13 protein-coding genes are annotated in these 17,266 nt (G+C 75.3%); 2 read left to right on the top strand and 11 right to left on the bottom strand.

What is annotated here, in order from left to right; translation table 11 throughout:
• Nucleotides 1-17 precede the first annotated feature (17 nt).
• The 6 genes from ACZ4YL_RS35555 to ACZ4YL_RS35530 all read right to left on the bottom strand — a co-directional run bounded on the left by ACZ4YL_RS35555 (nt 18) and on the right by ACZ4YL_RS35530 (nt 8,442).
• Nucleotides 18-1,961, bottom strand: coding sequence for a TOMM precursor leader peptide-binding protein (locus ACZ4YL_RS35555; RefSeq protein ID WP_468122073.1), 1,944 nt, complete (start codon nt 1,959-1,961; stop codon nt 18-20).
• Complete coding sequence (locus ACZ4YL_RS35550; protein WP_468122071.1) at nt 1,958-3,877, bottom strand: hypothetical protein; 1,920 nt, start codon at nt 3,875-3,877, stop codon at nt 1,958-1,960. The genes ACZ4YL_RS35555 and ACZ4YL_RS35550 overlap by 4 nt, the downstream gene beginning before the upstream one ends.
• A complete protein-coding gene (locus tag ACZ4YL_RS35545; RefSeq protein ID WP_468122069.1) occupies nt 3,874-5,049 on the bottom strand; it encodes a lantibiotic dehydratase C-terminal domain-containing protein in 1,176 nt (391 codons plus the stop codon). Before ACZ4YL_RS35545 ends, ACZ4YL_RS35550 begins: the two co-directional genes overlap by 4 nt.
• Before the next feature lie 44 nt (nt 5,050-5,093).
• On the bottom strand, nt 5,094-7,808 hold the full coding sequence (locus tag ACZ4YL_RS35540) for a lantibiotic dehydratase (protein ID WP_468122067.1): 2,715 nt from the start codon (nt 7,806-7,808) through the stop codon (nt 5,094-5,096).
• Nucleotides 7,809-8,047: 239 nt separating this feature from the next.
• The gene (locus tag ACZ4YL_RS35535; RefSeq protein WP_030774781.1) at nt 8,048-8,230 is read right to left on the bottom strand and encodes a thiazolylpeptide-type bacteriocin; all 183 of its coding nucleotides are present in this window, start codon (nt 8,228-8,230) and stop codon (nt 8,048-8,050) included.
• Nucleotides 8,231-8,253: 23 nt separating this feature from the next.
• A complete protein-coding gene (locus ACZ4YL_RS35530) occupies nt 8,254-8,442 on the bottom strand; it encodes a thiazolylpeptide-type bacteriocin (protein ID WP_382539548.1) in 189 nt (62 codons plus the stop codon).
• Nucleotides 8,443-9,058: 616 nt separating this feature from the next.
• Here ACZ4YL_RS35530 and ACZ4YL_RS35525 point away from each other — a divergent pair.
• Entirely contained in the window at nt 9,059-10,048 is a 990-nt protein-coding gene (locus ACZ4YL_RS35525; protein WP_468122065.1) for a PI-PLC domain-containing protein, read from the top strand.
• A 250-nt stretch (nt 10,049-10,298) separates the two neighbouring features.
• Here the strand turns inward: ACZ4YL_RS35525 and ACZ4YL_RS35520 are convergent, their stop codons facing one another.
• The 5 genes from ACZ4YL_RS35520 to ACZ4YL_RS35500 form a co-directional block, all read right to left on the bottom strand.
• Nucleotides 10,299-10,676, bottom strand: coding sequence for a hypothetical protein (locus ACZ4YL_RS35520; RefSeq protein WP_468122063.1), 378 nt, complete (start codon nt 10,674-10,676; stop codon nt 10,299-10,301).
• 80 nt (nt 10,677-10,756) lie between these two features.
• Complete coding sequence (locus ACZ4YL_RS35515) at nt 10,757-11,884, bottom strand: PP2C family protein-serine/threonine phosphatase (protein WP_468122061.1); 1,128 nt, start codon at nt 11,882-11,884, stop codon at nt 10,757-10,759.
• 429 nt (nt 11,885-12,313) lie between these two features.
• Entirely contained in the window at nt 12,314-12,967 is a 654-nt protein-coding gene (locus ACZ4YL_RS35510; protein ID WP_468122059.1) for a CE1759 family FMN reductase, read from the bottom strand.
• Nucleotides 12,964-14,064: an LLM class flavin-dependent oxidoreductase gene (locus tag ACZ4YL_RS35505; protein ID WP_468122057.1), complete on the bottom strand. Its 1,101-nt coding sequence runs from the start codon at nt 14,062-14,064 to the stop codon at nt 12,964-12,966. Before ACZ4YL_RS35505 ends, ACZ4YL_RS35510 begins: the two co-directional genes overlap by 4 nt.
• A gap of 266 nt (nt 14,065-14,330) precedes the next feature.
• Nucleotides 14,331-15,938 carry a phospholipase D-like domain-containing protein gene (locus ACZ4YL_RS35500; protein WP_468122055.1) on the bottom strand — a complete coding sequence of 536 codons (1,608 nt, stop codon included), beginning with the start codon at nt 15,936-15,938 and terminating at the stop codon, nt 14,331-14,333.
• A gap of 491 nt (nt 15,939-16,429) precedes the next feature.
• On the opposite strand from ACZ4YL_RS35500, the gene ACZ4YL_RS35495 reads away from it, so the two are divergent.
• Complete coding sequence (locus tag ACZ4YL_RS35495) at nt 16,430-17,182, top strand: dienelactone hydrolase family protein (RefSeq protein WP_468122053.1); 753 nt, start codon at nt 16,430-16,432, stop codon at nt 17,180-17,182.
• Nucleotides 17,183-17,266: the final 84 nt, after the last annotated feature.

The raw sequence follows: 17,266 nt of genomic DNA, 5'->3' as shown, positions 1-17,266 counted from the left end.
TCGCCTCGCGTGTCGGGTCAGGGGAAGGGGTGCGGGTGCAGGGGCAGTTCGCCGTGGTGCACCGGCCGGCCGGTGCGGCCCAGGCGGTGGGGTACTTCCAGCAGCCGGGGCAGGCCGAGGGTGCGCCGGTTGACGTGCCCGAAGGTCATCGGGAGCGCGCCGGGGACGACGACCTTCACGCAGTGCAGGCCGAACCGTTCGCGCAGCCCCGGCTCGCTCTGGTCGACGGTGATCACCTCCAGTCCGGCCCGGGCCAGCCGGGCGACGGTCCGCGTCAGGAGGCCGGAGAGGTCGGGCACCGGCCGGGGGGCGCCGGGCCAGGCCTCGTCGACCGCCGCGGCCGGGGTGTCGGCGAAGAGGAACTCCAGGCGCAGGGCGGCCTCGGGCAGGGTGTTCAGCCCGACGTGGTCGTCGAGGGTGAGGACGAGTTCGGGGTGTTCCAGCATGGGCCGCAGCCGTTCGGGGTCGCGTGGCCCTGCCTCGGCGGAGGAACGGTGCGGTGCCTCCAGCACGTTGGTGACGGCCTCGGCGACGGCGGAGCGGATGGCGGTGCGCGGATCGTGGTGGGCGCCGGCCGCGAGGAACATCCGCGGCGCGCCGGGGTGGCCGCCCTCGTAGCGGCAGACCGCCAGGACGGCCGGGACGGCGAAGTCGTTGGTCGCGTCCAGGAGCAGGAGCCGGTAGCCCGCGGCCGCCGCCCGGTCCGCGAGCAGCAGGGTGTCGGTGTCGTCGGCCGGCGGGTGGATGCGGCGCAGCGGGGTGGCGGCGTACCAGGCCATGAGGAAGGCGTCGCGTTCCGCGACCTCGAACAGCCCGTACAGGGCGGCCTCTTCGGGGCTGTTGCCGAGGCCGCAGCCGTTGGAGGACTCGTACACGACGCGTGGCCGGTCCGGTCCCGGCACGTCCCAGTAGGCGACGTGTTCGGGGACGGCGGTCGGCTTCTGGTGGGTGAGGGACCAGCCGTGTACCCAGTGGAGGGGAAGGTCCGGGGTGTAGGGGACGGTGGGTGAGGCGGGGTGGCCGTGGTGGGCGGGGTCGGGCAGGCCGAGCCGTGCGGGGTCCAAGGCCCGGTCGGGGCCCAGTTCGGCGAAGGAGGCCAGCAGGTCGGTGCGGCGGCCGGTGGGGCGCATGCCCGCGTACCGTTCGACGGCTTCGAAGAGGGCGATGCGTTCGCTGTCGGGGAAGGTGCGGGCCCGGCCGTGGCCGCCGTCGTCGACGGACCTGCCGTCGGTGACGAGCGCGCTGGTGAGGCTGAACGCCGAGTCCTCGGAGCGGCGCAGCAGCCGCACGGGTCCGAACCGCTCGTCGTGCAGGGCGGCTCGCAGTGCGGTGCCGGCCGTACGGGGGTTGGGGCCGCGCAGGACGGCCGGGTCGGGCATCGGGCGGGGTCCGCAGGGCAGTGGGTGGAGCGGTGTCCGGGTGTCGGAGGGCAGCGGGCGGCAGACGTCGCAGCCGCCGACGGGGCGGACGTGGTGGGTGGACCAGGTGCCGCGGCCCTGGTGGACGACGTGGACGACGGCCGCATCCGGATCCGCATCCGGGGCCGCATCCGGGTCGGGGTCGGGGTCGGGGTTGAGGAGGTCGTGGACGAGGGCCTCTACGGCCGGGGTCAGGGCCGGTGAGGGTACTCCGGCCAGGGTCAGCTTCGGGGTCTGCCACGGGACCCGGCCGCCCGCGGTCGCCAGGCGCTGGTACTCGGTGCAGACGAGGCAGGCCGCGGCGCCCGGCCGGAGCACCGGTCCGATCACCGCCAGCGGCCCGTCGTAGCGCACCGGGACCAGGGCCACGGGCCGGTGCAGGGCGTGGCGGCTCAGTTCCTCGGCGAGGCCGAGCGTCCAGCGGGTCAGCAGGACCGCGGCCCGGCCGGTGGTGGCCGCCAGGGCGGCGGCCGCGTCCAGTACGGGGACGGGGCCCGGACCGGGTGCGGGACCGGGTGCGGGGGCCGTGGCGGGGCGGGTCATCGGGCCTCCTCGGCGGTGTGCAGCACGGTGAAGCCGAAGGAGTGCAGCAGGCCGGCGAGGCCGGAGCCGGGTGCGGGGCCGGGTGCGGGGCCGGGTGCGGCCGGCGTGATCGCGGGGCCGGGTGCGGGGCTGGGTGCGGCCGGCGTGATCGCGGGGCCGGCTCCGGACAGCCGGTGCAGGGTGTGGTGGAAGGCCTCCTCGCGCCCGGCCAGGTCGGCGAGCCAGCCCCCGGTCCAGCCGGGGTCCTCCCAGGCGGCGGTGGGCACACCGGCCGCCGCCAGCGGGGCGGCCGCGCCCCCGGAGGGCGGTGGCGGGGCGCCGGGCGTCCCGGCCGCGGCGGTGCAGATGGTGGTGACGGCGGCCAGCGCGGCGAAGGAGGCGGCGTCGCCGGGGGTGGCCTCGACGGCCTCGCCGAGCAGCGGGCCCGGCCCGCGCCCCGGCCCCGGCGGGGTGCGGCGGACCACGGCCCGGTACGCCTGTGCGTGGGGGGCCGCCCGGTGCACCTCCAGTCGGGCGGGGACGGCGAGCCGGCCGGTCAGGGTCGTCCACCAGTGGCGCAGCTGCGGGTGGCCGGACCATCGGGCCGGGTCCAGCGGGGGGCGGCTGTGCGGGGTGGCGGCGAGGCGGCGTGCGGCGGCGTGGCGCAGGGCGCGGCCGCGGGCGTGCCCCGGGTCGGCCCCGACGGTGAACGCGGCTTCCCCGAGCAGCAGTTCGGCGGCGCGGCAGAACACTTCGAGGCGGGCCAGGTCGAGGCGGGGCCCGCCGCCGGTCAGGGTGCGGGGGGTCGCGGTGTGCCCGGTGGCGGGGCCGGGCAGTGTGCAGGTGGCGAGGGGTACCGGGAGTTGGGGCAGTTCCCCCGGCAGGGGTGCGGGCAGGGGTCCGCAGCGGCGCTCCCCGAGGGCGGCGATCCGCCGCAGTGCCTCGGCGAGCCCGGCCGGGGGTGCGAGGCGGATGCGGCGGTCCGCGTCGATCCGCTCGGGGCCGAGCCAGCTGTGGTGGTCGGCGCGCGCGGGGCGGGCGTCGGCGAGGAGGACGGCGGGGATGCCGGGGAGCAGCCGCGGGTCGTCGGCCTCGGTGGCCGGGTCGGGCAGCCCGGCGGCCGCGCACAGCAGCCGGTGTGCGGCGGCGCCGGCCAGCAGCGCGGCGAACGTGCCCGGGGTGTTGTGGGGTTGCGGCGCGGCAGCACCGCCGGTGCCGCCGGTGCCGTCGGTGCCGTCGGTGCCGTCGGTGCCGTCGGTGAGCCGGGCCTCGAGGGCTGCTGCGTCGGCGCGTGCCTGGGCGGCGCTGCCGGGGGCGGTCACGTATCCGGTGGCGCCGCCCCGGCCGGCCGCGACCGCCCGGTCCGGGCCTGCGCCGCGGACGGTCAGCAGGACGCGGCCTGGGGGCAGGTCCGGGTCGGGGGTGAGGGTGACGGGCACACCGCCGGCCGTCAGCGCCCGTACGGCGGCGGTGGCGGGCGGGGAGGCCGGGTCGCGGGCCAGGACCTCGGCCCGGGCGGTGGCGAGGAGGGCGGCCGCGTCGGCGGGGCGGGCGGCCGTGGCGTCGATCCACCGTGCGACGGCGGGGTCGGGGTGCTGGGCGGCGGGTGGTGCGGGGGCGAGGAGGTCGTGGTCGGCGAGTTGGCCGAGGAGGGTGTCGGCGGCGGCGCGGACGGCTGAGCCCGGCTCCAGGCCCTCCCGGAACTCGGCGAGGCGGCCGGTGCGCAGGGGTTCCTCCAGCAGGCCCCACACCACGGGGACGGCGGTGCTGCCTTCCAGCGTGACGCTGCCGCGCCGCCCCCGCAGGTGCAGGCCGGCGCGCAGCGGTGTGACGGCGGTGCCGGGACGCAGCCGGTCGCCGGGGTGCGGCCGGTCGTCGCCGTTCGCGCGGTTCCTGCCGGTGTCGTGGGCGTCCTGGCCGGTGTGTTCGCCGGTCATGTCCGTGCCTCCACCGCGTCGATGACGGTGCCGATCTCGGTGCGCCAGTCGCAGCCGGTCAGGGTGGGCACGGCGCGGACGACGAGGTGCGCGGCGAGGTAGCGTTCCAGCGGGCGGACGTCGCAGACGGTCAGCAGCCGGTAGAGGGCGTTGGTGCAGGCCCGGTGGATGAGGTAGTCGGGGCGGCTCCACATCGTGCCCTGCGGGTCGGCGCGGCGCAGCAGCCGGTGGAACTCGCTGTAGCGGGTGCGGATGTCCTGGTTCCAGCGTTCGTACGCGGCGGCGTCGCCGGTGGCGGCCGCCCGGATCCGGTAGGCGAGGGGGTCTCCGTGCAGGTCGGCGCCGGCGGCGTGGCGCCGGCGCGTGAGCTGCCAGGCGCTGCGGGAGAAGCCGGCCCAGGCCTGTTCCCAGTCGTCGGTGTGCCCGTCGGCGATGCGTGCGACGAGGGCGGTGACGGTGTCCCCGGCGGCTTGCGCGTGCCGTTCGAAGGTGGCGCGGAGTCTTCCGTCGGGGTCGTCGTGGAGGAGGAAGTCCTCCAGGTGGGAGACGTAGGACCAGTGTCCGCCCGTCAGGCCGCCGGGGTGGGCGCAGGCGTGGGCGGCCAGGGCGGTCACCGCGAGGCGGAGCCGGGCCCGGCCGGTGTCCCCGTGCCGGCCGAGGAAGCCGGCGCCGGCCCGCAGGGCGTCCAGGCCGTGGCGCAGAAGGTCCTCGCGCAGGGCGGTTCCGTCCGCTTTGAGGAGAGTACGTACGCAGGACCGGTCGACGGGTTCGATCCGGGTCGTGTTGTCGGGGTGGACCGGCCCGTAGGGCGGGGGGAGGAGTTCGGCGCGGCCGGCCTCGGCGGCCTGTTCCAGGAGCTGGGCCTCGGTGAGGTCGCTGTGGGAGGGGTGTGCGCGCAGCCAGGTTTGGATGTGTGCGGCCGCGGCGGCGGCGGTGTCCGCGACGGCGGCGGGGTCGGTGCCCTGCAGGCGCAGCCGCAGGTGCGGGCCGTGCAGCCAGTGCCGTTCCACGTGGGCGGCGGTGCCGTCGGCGGTGGCGGTGGCGGCGAGCGGCAGCATGACCTCGCGCAGCAGCGGGGCTTTGACGGGGTGGTGGTAGTAGGCGACGACGTCCAGCGCGCCGTGGTCGCGGGGGTCCTGTCCCGGGGGGGTTTCGGGGTCGGGGGACGGCATGTCCGGTGTGCTCCTGTCGTGGTGCTGCGGGCTGGGCGGGCGGGTCATCGCGGGCGTCCGTCCCGGTAGACCTCCAGGGCGAGTTCGACGGCCCGGACGGGCGCGGCCAGGCCGCCGGGTGCGGGCAGTGCCTCCTCCAGGACGATGCCGTCGGTGTGCCGGGACAGCCATTTGGCCAGGCAGCGCAGGTGCAGGGCGTTGCCGAGGTCCGCGAGGTGCGGTTTGGGGCGGGTCAGGCGGCTGAGGAAGTCCTCGGTGGCCCGGCCGGTGGGGGCGCCGGCCACCGGGTGCAGGAAGACCTGTTCGGGCAGGCCGAGGCGGGCGCGCCAGTCGGCCGTGGCGGCTGCGGGGACCCGGTGGGGGTGGGTGTCGGCGGCGAGGTCGGCGCGCAGGGCGGCCACGACGGCGGGCGGCAGCAGCCAGCGGCGGCGCTGGAGGACCACGTGGCGGTGGCGGAGCCGGGAGCTGACGGTGACCGGGCCGCCGGGTGCGTCCAGGGTCCGGCGGGGGGCGAGGGGCCGGAAGTCGACGGCGCCGGCCGGGTGGTCGGCGAGGTGGGCTGCGATGCGGGCGGGCAGCAGCACGGGGGCGAGGAAGCCGGGGTAGAGCACGTCGAGCGGTTCGCCGGTGGTCCGCAGGTGGATGCGGACCTGGTCGGTGGCTTCGTCGTGGACGAGTTCGAGGTCGGCTTCGGTGATGGGGGTGCGGTCGCGGTCGGAGCCGATCTCGTCCGGGACGAGGAGGGGGTGGAGGTTGGCGTTGAACCCGCCGACGGGGCGGATCTGGGCGGGGCGGGCGCCGGGTCCGAGGCCGCGCCGGATCTGCCGGGACACCTCGGCGGCGGCGCGGGGGTCGAGGAAGTCCAGGAAGCGGCTGGTGAAGCGGCCCCAGCCGCCGTAGACGTGGTTGACGGCCAGCAGTCCGGCGGCGGGGTCGCGCTGGAGGAAGTAGGTGTAGCTGAGGGGGCGTTCGAGGGCCGGGGCGGGGAGCCGTTCCCCGAGGGTTTTGAGGGTGTCCGCGGGCAGTACCGCCTCGTCGGCGGGAGCGGGGGCGTGGCGGCCTGCGGGGCCGTCGTGGTCGTGCAGGGCGGCGGTGATCTCCGCGCGCAGCCGGGCCAGCGGTTCGGTCGCGCTGGGGAACGCGCCCCGGTCGGCGGGGTCGAGCAGGGCGATCCGTCCGGCGGATTCCCAGGCGGCGGTGACGTCGGTGCCGAACTCCCAGGGGTGTGCGCAGCGTCCGCCGGGGCCGTAGCGCTCGACGAAGCGGTCCCGCAGGGCGCGGCGCAGGAGATGGCCGAGGTCGAAGAGTTCGGCGAGGGCGGTGACCTCGCCGAGCGCCTCGTGGTCGGCGGCGCCGAGGAAGCCGTCGAGTGCCAGCGGGCGCGGGGCGATCACGTCCTCGGACAGGACGGTCAGCGGGGCGGAGCCGGTGGGGACGGGCCGGCCGGCGGCGGCCAGTTCGGCGGTCCAGCGCTGGGTGAGGGTGGTGAGCAGGGCGGGGCGGTCGGCGGCCGGGGCGTCGGCGAAGCGGGCGGTCAGTGAGCCGAGTTCGGCGATCCGGTCGGCGCGGCGGGCGTCTTCGGGGTGGCCGGGTGCGAAGGAGCGTACCCAGGCGTCGAGGCGTTGCAGGGGGGCGGGGTCCTGCGGGGCGACGGGGTGCTGCGGGACCAGGAGGTCCGCGCGGGTGAGCCGGTCGAGGAAGGCGGCGACCGCGGCCCGGCCGGCGCCGCTGTCGTCCTCGCCGGCCGGGCAGAGCGCCGCGGCCAGGTGCCGTGTCAGGTCCGCGAGGGGTACGGGGTTCTCGGCGAGGCCGGTGAGCAGGCGCAGCGGTCTGCCGGAGGCCACCTCGGCCTCGTCCTCGCCGGGCACGAGGTAGCGGCCGCCGGCGAAGGAGGGCCGGTCGCGGGTGTAGGCGGTGCGTGCGCCGGCGGTCCGTGCGGTGCTGGTGATGCGGTGGGGAAGGGTGGTGCGCCGGTGTGGTGCGTCGAGGAGGGCGAGGGTCAGCGCGGTGGTCAGGGTGCGGTTGGCCCGTACGACGGACCGCAGGGGGCCGTCGAGGAGGGGTGCGGTGCCCCAGGAGGTCACCGGGCGGGCGGGGCCGTCGGCAAGGTGGCCGGCCAGTGGGCCCCATCCGACCGCCGTGAACCATGACAGCGGGCTGGTCTTGGTGCTGGCCCGCAGGGCGTAGCGCAGCACGGTGGGCTCCTCCTTGCGGGTGCGGCGGTCGGCTGTGCCGGTGGCGGCACGGTTGATGGCGCGCAGCAGGTCGGCGCTGGTCAGGGCGGTGGCCTTGGCGAGGGCGGGTTCGCGGCAGAGGGCGGCGAGCGAGGCGCGTTCGGCGTCGAGGGCGGGGCCGCAGGCCGTGTCGAGGGCGGTGAGGAGGGTGTCGCGGTCGGCGCGCAGGGCGAGCCAGGCCGCGAGCCGGGGCAGGCGGGCCGGCAGGTCGCCGAGGCGGGCGAGCAGGGCGGGGCGGGGTTCGCGGTGGTTGTGCAGGGCTCTGCGCAGGGGCAGGACGGTGTCGCGGTGGAAGTCCGTAGGGTGGCCGTCGCGGGCGGCGTACAGGTCGTCGCAGAGCGGTGCGGCGGTCTGGGCCAGTTCGGTGTCGAGCCGGTGGAGGCGGGTCAGCAGGTCCCGGAAGGCGGCTGCGGCGGGAGGCTGGGCCGGGTGGGCGAGCACGGTGGCGCGGGCCAGCGCGTAGGTGGCGGACCGTACCCGGTAGCCGTCGGTGCCGGGGGCGGAGTGCGGCTGCGGCTGCGGCATGGGTTCCCGTCCTGTGGGTGGGGGCGGCGCGCGGCTTCCCGCCGGGCGCGGGGGCGCGGCGGGAAGCGTCTGGCGAGCGGTCACTCGGTGGCGCTGTGCGCGGTGGTGCGGTGGCGCTGTGCGCGGTGGTGCGGTGGCGCTGTGTGCGGTGGTGCGGTGGCGCTGTGCGCGGTGGTGCGGTGGCGCTGTGCGCGGTGGTGCGGTGGTGCTGTGTGCGGTGGTGCGGTGGTGTTCCCCGGTTACAGGGGGAGTTCGGGCAGCTGGGGGTGGGCGCAGGAGGACGAGCCGCAGGAACAGGAGCTGCCGCCGTTGGACGCGCCTCCCTCGGGGAGCGCGACCGTGTCCCGCATGGAGGTCACGGTGAGTTCACCGAGGTCGAGGTCGTCGAGGTCGAAACCGGCGGACTGCGTGGCGTCGTTCATGGGGTGCCTCTCGTGTAGGGGGGTCAGACCTCGAGGGCGGTGACGTCCTGCGGCTGGGCGCAGGACGACGATCCCTGGCAGGAGCAGGAGCCCCAGGACGCCCCGCCCTCGGGCAGCGCGGCGGTGTCCCGCATCGAGGTGACGGTGAGGTCGCCGAGGTCGAGCTCCAGGTCGTGGAGTTCGGCCCCGGGGGTGTGTGCGGTGTCGGACATAGCTGTCTCCCGGAATGTGGAAGCGGAAAGCCGAAAGTGCACGGGACGTCGGTCGGCCGGACCGTTCGGAGAGTATTGCGATGCCGTCCGGACGGCAGCAAGTGCCTGAGGGTTATGTTCGCCGTCCGTCCAAGTCCGGTTCTGATCGGTGATGTCACGGTCGGCCGAAACCGGCTGCGGGGGATTTCCGGCCGTTCCCCGGCATTGCGTCCGCTCCCCCGGTATTCCGCGGGGCCGGCCGGGGCCTGTGGGAACGGGGGCGTCCGTATTTCCCGGCGGGGGTGCGGAATGCGCGGCGTGCGGGCCGTCCGCGCCGGATGCCGTGCACGGTTGCGGCCCGGCGGCTTCCGGCAGGGCGGGAAGCGGTGGCCCGCGGTCCGGACCGCCCCCGGTGGACGTCCGGGCGCGCGGAGGCGATTCGCGCGGCACCGGAATCTGCGCCCCCTCTTTTCCCCGCGGGTGTTTTCCCGTCATACGGCGGAGGGGGCGGCGGCTGTTTCCCGCCATTCCGGGAACATCCCCAACAGAATTCATTCGTCATACATTTATCGCGTGCCAGCATGTGGCGGGTGAGATGAACCGTCCTATTCGGACACCGACATGACGGAGTGTTTTCTTGACCCCTCACCTCAAGCATGGCGCCGGCCCGCGGATGCTCCTGGCGCTGCTCTCGGCCCTGTGCGCGGTCGTCGCCGCCACCGCGCTCGGTACGGCCCCGGCGGCGGCGGCCGATCAGCGTCACCCGGTCTACGCCATCGCGCACCGTGTCGACACCCTGGACGGCGTGGACGCCGCACTCAGGCATGGCGCCAACAGCATCGAGATAGACGTCTGCGCGTGGTGGAACCCGAACGAGTGGCGGGCCTATCACGACTGTTCCTCGGCCGGTGACAACCGGCTGGGCCCCGGCTTCGACAGCATGGTCGACCGCATTCTCTCCCACGCGGACCAGGGGCGCAGGCTGTCGCTGGTCTGGCTGGACATCAAGGATCCCAACTACTGCGGGGAGCGGGAGAACCGCGGGTGCAGCGTCGCCGGGCTGCGCGACAAGGCGCAGCGGCTGACGGCTGCCGGGATCCAGGTGCTCTACGGGTTCTACGAGTACCACGGCGGCAGCACCCCGGACGTCGGGGGCCGGGGCTGGCAGAGCCTGGAGGGCAGGCTCGGCGCCCTGGAGGGCATCACGACGACCGGGACCCGCGACCGGGTCCGGGGCGCGTTCGACCGGTCCGGTTCCGGGTTCCCGGCCGGCCGCCGGGTGATGGACTACGGCGACAGCGACATCACCAAGGGGTTCGGCAACTGCACGGAAGCCACGTACTACACGTGCGCGGAACTGAAGAGGGGCGCCGCGGACCGTGACGCCGGGCAGCTCGCGGCCACCCTGTCCTGGACGACCACCTACAACGATCCCTGGTACGTGGACAAGCTGCTGGGTGACGGGCGGGTGGACGGCATCATCGCGGGCTACGGGGCCTTCACCGGAGTGCGCGAGTACGACGACGGCTGGCAGTGCGCCAACTCCGTCGGCCTCATCCGTGACTGGGTGAACCGGCACGGCGGCACCCATCGCATGGCCGCGCCCGGTGACCGTCTGTTCAGGTAGGGCACAGCAGGCGCCGCCGGCCGCGGTGCGCCTGCGCCGCGGCCGGCCCCGCCCGCCGGGGCGGGACCGGGGCGGGCGTGACGTACTGCGGTCCGGGTCGTTGAACCGGTAGGTCAGCGAAGTGCATGAAGGCCCCGGGTCGATGCCGGGGCCTTCGTGGTGTCCGCGGGCAGACGGCCGGCGGGTCTGGCCCCGGGCCGGGGTCCTCGCCGCACGTGCACCCCGCTGAGGGCCGGTGCGGCGACCGGACTCAGCCCCGTACGGCGACCGCCGGCCCGAGGAAGGTCCAGCCGTCGGCCTTCGTCTCCCGTTTCTCCCCCGGGTGCCACCCGCGGGCGAGCGCCGCGTCGAGCAGAACCCGTACGGTGCCCGGTTCGTGCAGGTTCAGAGCGCCGGTCCCGGTCTCCCCCACCTCGCCCGAGCCCGTGGTGAAACCCGAGACGTACCGGCCGGGGCCCTCGTCGAAGACGAAGCGCAGCAGGCCGCCGGTGCCCGGCGGGTGGGGATTCAGGGTGAGGGTTTTGCGGCAGCCGCCGTCTTCAAGGACGCAGTGGCCGTGACGGACCGTCCACGTGTAGCTGCGTCCGTCGGCGACGAGCAGGCGGGGCTTCTTCGGGGAGCGGGGCATACGGTCGAGCGTACGTGCCGGCCCGGGCGGCTCCGGGGCCTTCGGACGGGGCCGGGGCGGGGCGGGCCGGGGGCGGGGTGTCAGGTGCGGGGGTGCGGGGTGATCGCGAGCATCGCGACGTCGTCGTGGAGGTGGGGGGTGTGGCGGGGGAGGTCGGTGTTGAGGAAGTCGACGACGTCGGCGGGGCCGGGTGCCGGGCGGCCTTCGAAGCGGTGGCGGGGCCGCTCCACGAGCGGATAGAAGTCGCCGCCGGGGTCACGGGCCTCCACCAGCCCGTCCGTGACCAGCAGCAGTACGTCGCCCCGGGTGAACCGGTGGCTGCACGGCACCGGCCTGTCCCGCGCGGCCAGGTGGCCCAGCCCGAGGGGCAGCGCCGGCGGGTCCTGCAGCGTGCGGACCTGACCGCGGGAGATCAGTACCGGCTCCACGTGTCCGTGGTTGGTCACCGTCACCCGGTGCGCCAGGCTGTCGTACTCGATGAGCACGGCGGTCGCGAACAGTTCGGCGTCCCGGATCTCCTCGGCCTCGCGGACCAGCCCCCGTTCCAGCCGGGCGGCGATGGCCGGCAGGTCCTGCGCCTCGTAGGCGGCCTCGCGGAAGGTGCCCAGGATCGCCGCGACCGTGCGGACCGCCGGGAGCCCTTTGCCGCGTACGTCGCCGATGATGGCGCGCTCCCCGGTCCGGGTGGTGCGGATGTCGAAGAGGTCGCCGCCCACCATGGTCCCGGCCTCGCTCGGCCGGTACAGGCCGGCCGCGAGCACGTTCCCGGCCTGGTGCGGCACCGGGCGCAGCAGGGCCCGCATCAGGGCCTCGGCGACGGAGTTGGCGTGGACGAGGTGGCGTTCTTGGCTGCGGCGGTGCGCGGCGAGGGCGGTGGCGAGGATGCCGACGACGGCGGTGGCGATGTCGGCGGTGACGTGGTGGGTCTCGCCCAGGTGGTGGGAGGCCGCGGCGAGGAAGCCTTCCAGGAGGATGGCGAGGACGGTGAGCGCGGCCACGACGGCCGGGCCGTAGGCGTACGCGGCGATGGCGGGCAGGGCGACGAGGAAGAGGCTCACCGCCCATTCCTCCTGCTGGGCGGCTTCCAGGAGGAGGACGAAGGCCACGTAGACGAACGGCAGCCACCGCGTCCACGCCGGCGGTGCGGCCGGCCGGAAGCCGTCGTCGGGGCCGGCCGTGAGGGAGGCGTCCGGGCGGGTGCGTCTCACCGCCCGCCCCCGGGCGCCGTGCGGAGGGCCGCGCACCCACGGGAGCTGTGCACACGGGCCTCCTGATTTGAGCGTGATCGGCTGTCACAGCGTGGGGAGGAAGCCGGGCCGAAGCTCCGATTACGCCGGACGCGGCATGTTGCCCGGTGGCCTGCGGCGGTGCGTGCGGGGGGTGTTCGCCGCCGGCCGCCGTGTCCGTGCCGCCGCCGCCGCCGCCGCCGCCGGGGAGGGTACCCGCCCAGGACGGCGGCGGGGGCCTTCGCCCGTGATCCGGAGCCGGGCCGGATCACCTGGGCCCCGCCCGGGGGCTTGGGGGTGTCCCGGGCGGGGCACCGGCCCGGGGCGGGCCCGGTGCTGTGCCCGGCAGATGGTGGGGACCAGGAAGCCGCCGGGCCGCTGGAGCGGGTGCTGCGGGGGGATGCCGTGGGGCTACTCGGCGCGCAGGGCGGCCAGCCGTTGTTCGAACGGCACCGTCCGGAAGCCGTTCGCCGGATCCGCGGATGTGATCGCCCCGGTCGGCGAACGGGGTGCGAGCGCGGCGGCGGTGTCGGGGGCGGTGTCCCGGGCGGCGGGGCTCATGGCGTGTGCCAGTTCCGTGCCGGCGCGGGTGATCCGCCGGGCCAGGCCCTGCTCGCCCCAGTCCTGCGAGGCCGCGTACACGGCGGTGGGCTGGACCTGTGCGCGCAGGTGGGTGAACAGCGGGCGCAGGGCGTGTTCGGTGACCAGGCTGTGCCGGGCCGTGCCGCCGGTCGCGCCGAGGAGGACCGGTGTGCCGGTGAGGGCGTCCTTGTCGATGAGGTCGAAGAACGACTTGAACAGGCCGCTGTAGGAGGCGGCGAAGACCGGTGTCACGGCGATCAGGCCGTCCGCGGCCGCGACCGTGTCGAGTGCGGCGGCCAGCCGGGCGGGCGGGAACCCGGTGACGAGGTGCTGGGCGATCTCCGTCGCCAGTTCCCGCACTTCTATGACCCGGGGTTCGGCGGCGGCGTCCAGGTGGCCGAGTGCCGCGGCCGTGAGCCGGTCGGCGAGCAGGCGCGTGGAGGAGGGCGAGCTCAGCCCTGCCGATACGACGGCGAGTTTCATGCCTGCGTCTCCTGTTTTGGGGCCGGGCGGGCGGCCGCCACGCGGGCCTGGTGGGTCGGTGCGTCCGGTGTGCCGGCGGGGCGCAGGTTCGCGAACTCCTTGCGCAGGACCGGTACGACCTCTTCGCCGAGGAGGTCGAGCTGTTCCAGGACGGTCTTCAGGGGCAGGCCCGCGTGGTCCATCAGGAACAGCTGGCGCTGGTAGTCGCCGGCGTAGTCGCGGAAGGACAGGGTGCGTTCGATGACCTGCTGCGGCGAGCCGACGGTCAGCGGTGTCCGGGAGGTGAACTCCTCCAGGGACGGGCCGTGGCCGTAGACGGGGGCGTTGTCGAAGTAGGGGCGGAACTCGCGTACCGCGTCCTGGGAGTTCTTGCGCATGAAGACCTGGCCGCCGAGTCCGACGATGGCCTGTTCGGGGGTGCCGTGCCCGTAGTGGGCGTAGCGCTCCCGGTAGAGGCTGACCATCTGCTCGGTGTGGGAGGCCGGCCAGAAGATGTTGTTGTGGAAGAAGCCGTCGCCGTAGTAGGCGGCCTGTTCGGCGATCTCCGGGGAGCGGATGGAGCCGTGCCATACGAAGGGCGCGACGCCGTCCAGGGGGCGCGGGGTGGAGGTGAAGGACTGCAGCGGGGTGCGGAACTTGCCCTTCCAGGTGACGGTGTCCTCGTCCCACAGGCGGCGCAGCAGGGCGTAGTTCTCGATGGCGAGGTCGATGCCGTCGCGGATGTCCTTGCCGAACCAGGGGTAGACCGGTCCGGTGTTGCCGCGGCCGGTCATGACGTCGACGCGGCCGTCCGCGACGTGCTGGAGCATCGCGAAGTCCTCGGCGATCTTCACCGGGTCGTTGGTGGTGATCAGCGTCGTCGAGGTGGACAGGATCAGGTTCTCGGTGCGTGCGGCGATGTAGCCGAGCATCGTCGTCGGCGAGGAGGGGACGAACGGCGGGTTGTGGTGCTCGCCGGTGGCGAAGACGTCGAGGCCGACCTCCTCGGCCTTCTGCGCGATGGCGAGCATCGCCTTGATGCGCTCGTGCTCGCCGGGCACGCGTCCGGTCGTCGGGTCGGCCGTGACGTCACCGACGGTGAAGATCCCGAACTGCATGGGTCCCCATCCCCTTCCAAGATTGTTGACTGTTCAACCACACAACGGGGGGTGCGCCCGCGGTATTCCCGGCGGCGGGCACGGGGCCGCCCCCGCCGCGCCCGGCCGTACGGGCCGGGCGCAGCGGGGGCGGCGGGGGCGGGGAGCCGGACACCCGGGGCCTGGGGCCTGGGTGTCCGGGGCCTGGGGCCTGGGGCCTGGGTGTCCGGGGCCTGGGGCCTGGGGCCTGGTGTCCTGGGACCCGGGGGCCTGGGGGCCTGGGGGTGTCAGCCCTGGCAGAGGCCGCGGGCGTAGTCGTACGTCGCGGTGGCCTGGGAGTAGCGCCACTGCGGGTCCAGCAGGTCGCTCTTGACCTGTCCGGCCGCGGCCGGGCTCTCGACGACGTACCCGAAGTCCTGGAGCCAGGACGGGTACAGGTTCTTGGAGCCGATGTAGAAGGCCGCTCCGTCGACCGAGACCAGCTTGTGGTGCTGGGCGTAGGGCTTGCCGTCCGCCCAGGTGGGGCGGTCGGACGCGCGGAACGTGGCCAGCTGGAGGTTCTCGCACATCGCCGTGCGCGCCCGGCCGCCGTCACCGGTCAGGGCCGTCAGGCGGCCGCGCAGGGCGTCGCTCACCTCGGAGAGCGACTTGATCTGCGAGTAGCCGCCGCTGCCGATCGTGCCGCGGTTGGCCGGGTCGCTGACGACGATGCGGACCTTCACGCCGGAGGCGAGCTTCGCGGCGAGGGCGTCGTAGAGGCGTACGTCGTAGCGGGGCAGCGGCGGGCAGGTGGCGTGCACGTCCTGCTGGGAGATCTCGATGTGCGAGGCGGCGCTGGAGACCAGGGCGCGCAGGGCGCTCTCCTCCGGGTTGACGGTGTCGTAGTCCCGGTCGGCGTTGGTGTTGTCGTGCACCCCGATCCCGCATTTGGTGTCGCCGGCCGTGGGCAGGACCGGGCGGAAGGAGGAGGCGGGGTCGCTCTGGCGGATGCCCACGCCGAGGCCGCCGACGGCGAGCGCGGGCACGTCCCCGCCGCCCGCCGGGGCGGCCGGGCGGGGCAGGGAGGGCATGCAGTCCGCGCCGGGCGAGGCGGCGTACCAGACCGAGGCCCAGTTGCCCTTGTTGCGGCAGGTCCAGTCCCACAGGGAGTCCAGGTAGCGGCCCGCGGAGCCGGCGGCGGGCCCGGTCAGCGCGAGGTCGACGTCGGCGACCGGGTGGGTGGTCTCGAGGTAGTCGTCCTTCCAGCTGTTGATGCCGCCGGTGATCACCGAAGTGCCGTCCACGACGACCAGCTTGGAGTGGTTCCAGGAGAACGCGGTCTTGGAGGTGGTCATCGAGGCCACGTTGAGGGTGATGCCGGCCGCGGCGGCCGGGCCCAGCCTGGCGAGCAGCTCGTCGCGGTAGGACGAGGGGATCACCGTGGAGTGGTAGACGGGCGCGGCGCCCACCATGATGCGCACCTTCAGCCGGCCGCCCTTCTGGGCGGCCTCCTTCAGGCCCGCGACGATCGCCTCCTGGTAGCCGCCGTTGGGGAAGGGCGCCAGCGTCGATATGTCCACCGTTTCCCGGGCGCCGGCGATGTCCTGGCGCATCTTGTCCAGGAGGCGGCGCGATCCGGGCCGGTCGGCGCACGCGGCGTCGCCCCAGCAGCCGGGGGTCTGGAGCAGCCAGTCGGCGCCCCCGGGGACGGAGGAGCCGAGCCGGTTGCCGGCGGTGCGTTCCCAGACCGAGCCCTCCAGGCCCGGCGAGACCTGCCGCAGGGTCTGCTCGACCGAGTCCAGGTGCGGTGTGGGTGCGTCAGCGGCGGACGCGGGGGCGGCGGCGCCGAGGAGGGAGAGGCCGAGTGCGAGGGCCGTGGTGGAGACGAGGGCCGCCGCAGCGACGGTGCGTGCCAATGTGGTTCCTTGACTGGGGGTGGGGGTGGCTCAGGCCGGGAGCGTGGCCGGCCACACCCCCGACCCTGATCAACTCGCGTAAGTTACCAGCACGTAGCCCTCTGTTCACCCGCCCCGGGCGAGTTCCGGCCACCCGGAGCCGGACCACCCGCCGCGCGGGGCCAAGACCGCCTGCCGCGCGGGGCCGGGAGCCCGCCGCGCGGGGCCCGGGAGCGCCTGCCGCGCGGGGCCGGGAGCGCCGACCGGGCCCGGGATCCGGGGTGTTGGCCGGGACCGTCCTCGCGGACGGCTCCGCCCGTGGCTAGGGTGGGCGGCGATGACTCCCGGGACGGCCTTGCGCCACACACGGATCGGTGACCCGGTGCTCCGCTGAGCACCGTGCGGGCCGGTGTGGGCCCCCAGTTCGAGCGAGGAGCCCGCGCCGCCGCGCGGGCTCCGCCTCCGTCGTGTTCGGCCACAGGCTCTGCACATCGACCACGACTGGAGAATCCATGCCCATCACGACCCTGTCGATCCCCACCGCGGACGGCCCGGCCGACGCTTTCGCCGCCTTCCCCGACCACGGCGAACGGCAGCGGCACCCGGGGGTGCTGATGTACCCGGACGGTTTCGGCATCCGGCCCGTGCTGCGGGAGATGGCCCTCGAACTCGCCGGGCACGGGTACTACGTACTCGTCCCCAACCTCTTCTACCGGCACGGCCCGGCACCGGTGATCGACCTTCCCGAGCACATCGGGGAAGAGGCCCGGCCCGCGGTCTTCGCCCAGCTGATGCCCCTGATCGAGGCGCACACCACCGAACGCGTCCTGAGCGACGCCGACGCCTACCTCAGGTTCCTCACCACCCGGCCCGGGGTCGGCGCCGGCCCGGTCGCGGTGACCGGCTACTGCATAGGCGGACTCCTGGCGATGCGCACCGCCGCGGCGCACCCCGGCCGGGTGGCCGCCGCCGCCTCGTTCCACGGACCCGTGGGCGCCGACGGGCCCGAGGGCCTGCGCCGCCTCCTGTCGGGGCTGACCGCCCAGGTCCACATCGGCCACGCCGAATCCGACATCACGCCCGAGGCCCTCGGCGAACTCGGCCGGGCCCTGGACAACGCGGGCATCGGCCACACCTGCGAGATCTACCCCGGTACCGTCCACGGCTTCACCATGTCCGACACCGACGCCTTCGACCCCGCCGCGCTGCAGCGCCACTGGGACCGGCTGCTGCCCCTGCTCGGCCGCACCCTGACCGGCGGCTGACGCCCCGGGCCCGGGGGGAGGGGGAGGGGGAGGGGGGGGGGGGGGGGGGGGGGGGGGGGGGGGGGGGGGGGGGGGGGGGGGAGA

The sequence above is a fragment of the Streptomyces sp. NPDC030021 genome (assembly GCF_055574035.1).
The sequence above is the reverse complement of the archived record's forward strand: the minus strand, read 5'-3'. Positions and strand labels throughout refer to the sequence as shown.

Bases quoted from the DNA above. Each gene is read 5' to 3' on its own strand.
- ACZ4YL_RS35540 (WP_468122067.1), bottom strand. From the start codon at position 7,808: ATGCCGCAGCCGCAGCCGCACTCCGCCCCCGGCACCGACGGCTACCGG.
- ACZ4YL_RS35495 (WP_468122053.1), top strand. From the start codon at position 16,430: ATGCCCATCACGACCCTGTCGATCCCCACCGCGGACGGCCCGGCCGAC.
- ACZ4YL_RS35550 (WP_468122071.1), bottom strand. From the start codon at position 3,877: ATGACCGGCGAACACACCGGCCAGGACGCCCACGACACCGGCAGGAAC.
- ACZ4YL_RS35555 (WP_468122073.1), bottom strand. From the start codon at position 1,961: ATGACCCGCCCCGCCACGGCCCCCGCACCCGGTCCCGCACCCGGTCCG.
- ACZ4YL_RS35505 (WP_468122057.1), bottom strand. From the start codon at position 14,064: ATGCAGTTCGGGATCTTCACCGTCGGTGACGTCACGGCCGACCCGACG.
- ACZ4YL_RS35530 (WP_382539548.1), bottom strand. From the start codon at position 8,442: ATGTCCGACACCGCACACACCCCCGGGGCCGAACTCCACGACCTGGAG.
- ACZ4YL_RS35520 (WP_468122063.1), bottom strand. From the start codon at position 10,676: ATGCCCCGCTCCCCGAAGAAGCCCCGCCTGCTCGTCGCCGACGGACGC.
- ACZ4YL_RS35535 (WP_030774781.1), bottom strand. From the start codon at position 8,230: ATGAACGACGCCACGCAGTCCGCCGGTTTCGACCTCGACGACCTCGAC.
- ACZ4YL_RS35545 (WP_468122069.1), bottom strand. From the start codon at position 5,049: ATGCCGTCCCCCGACCCCGAAACCCCCCCGGGACAGGACCCCCGCGAC.
- ACZ4YL_RS35510 (WP_468122059.1), bottom strand. From the start codon at position 12,967: ATGAAACTCGCCGTCGTATCGGCAGGGCTGAGCTCGCCCTCCTCCACG.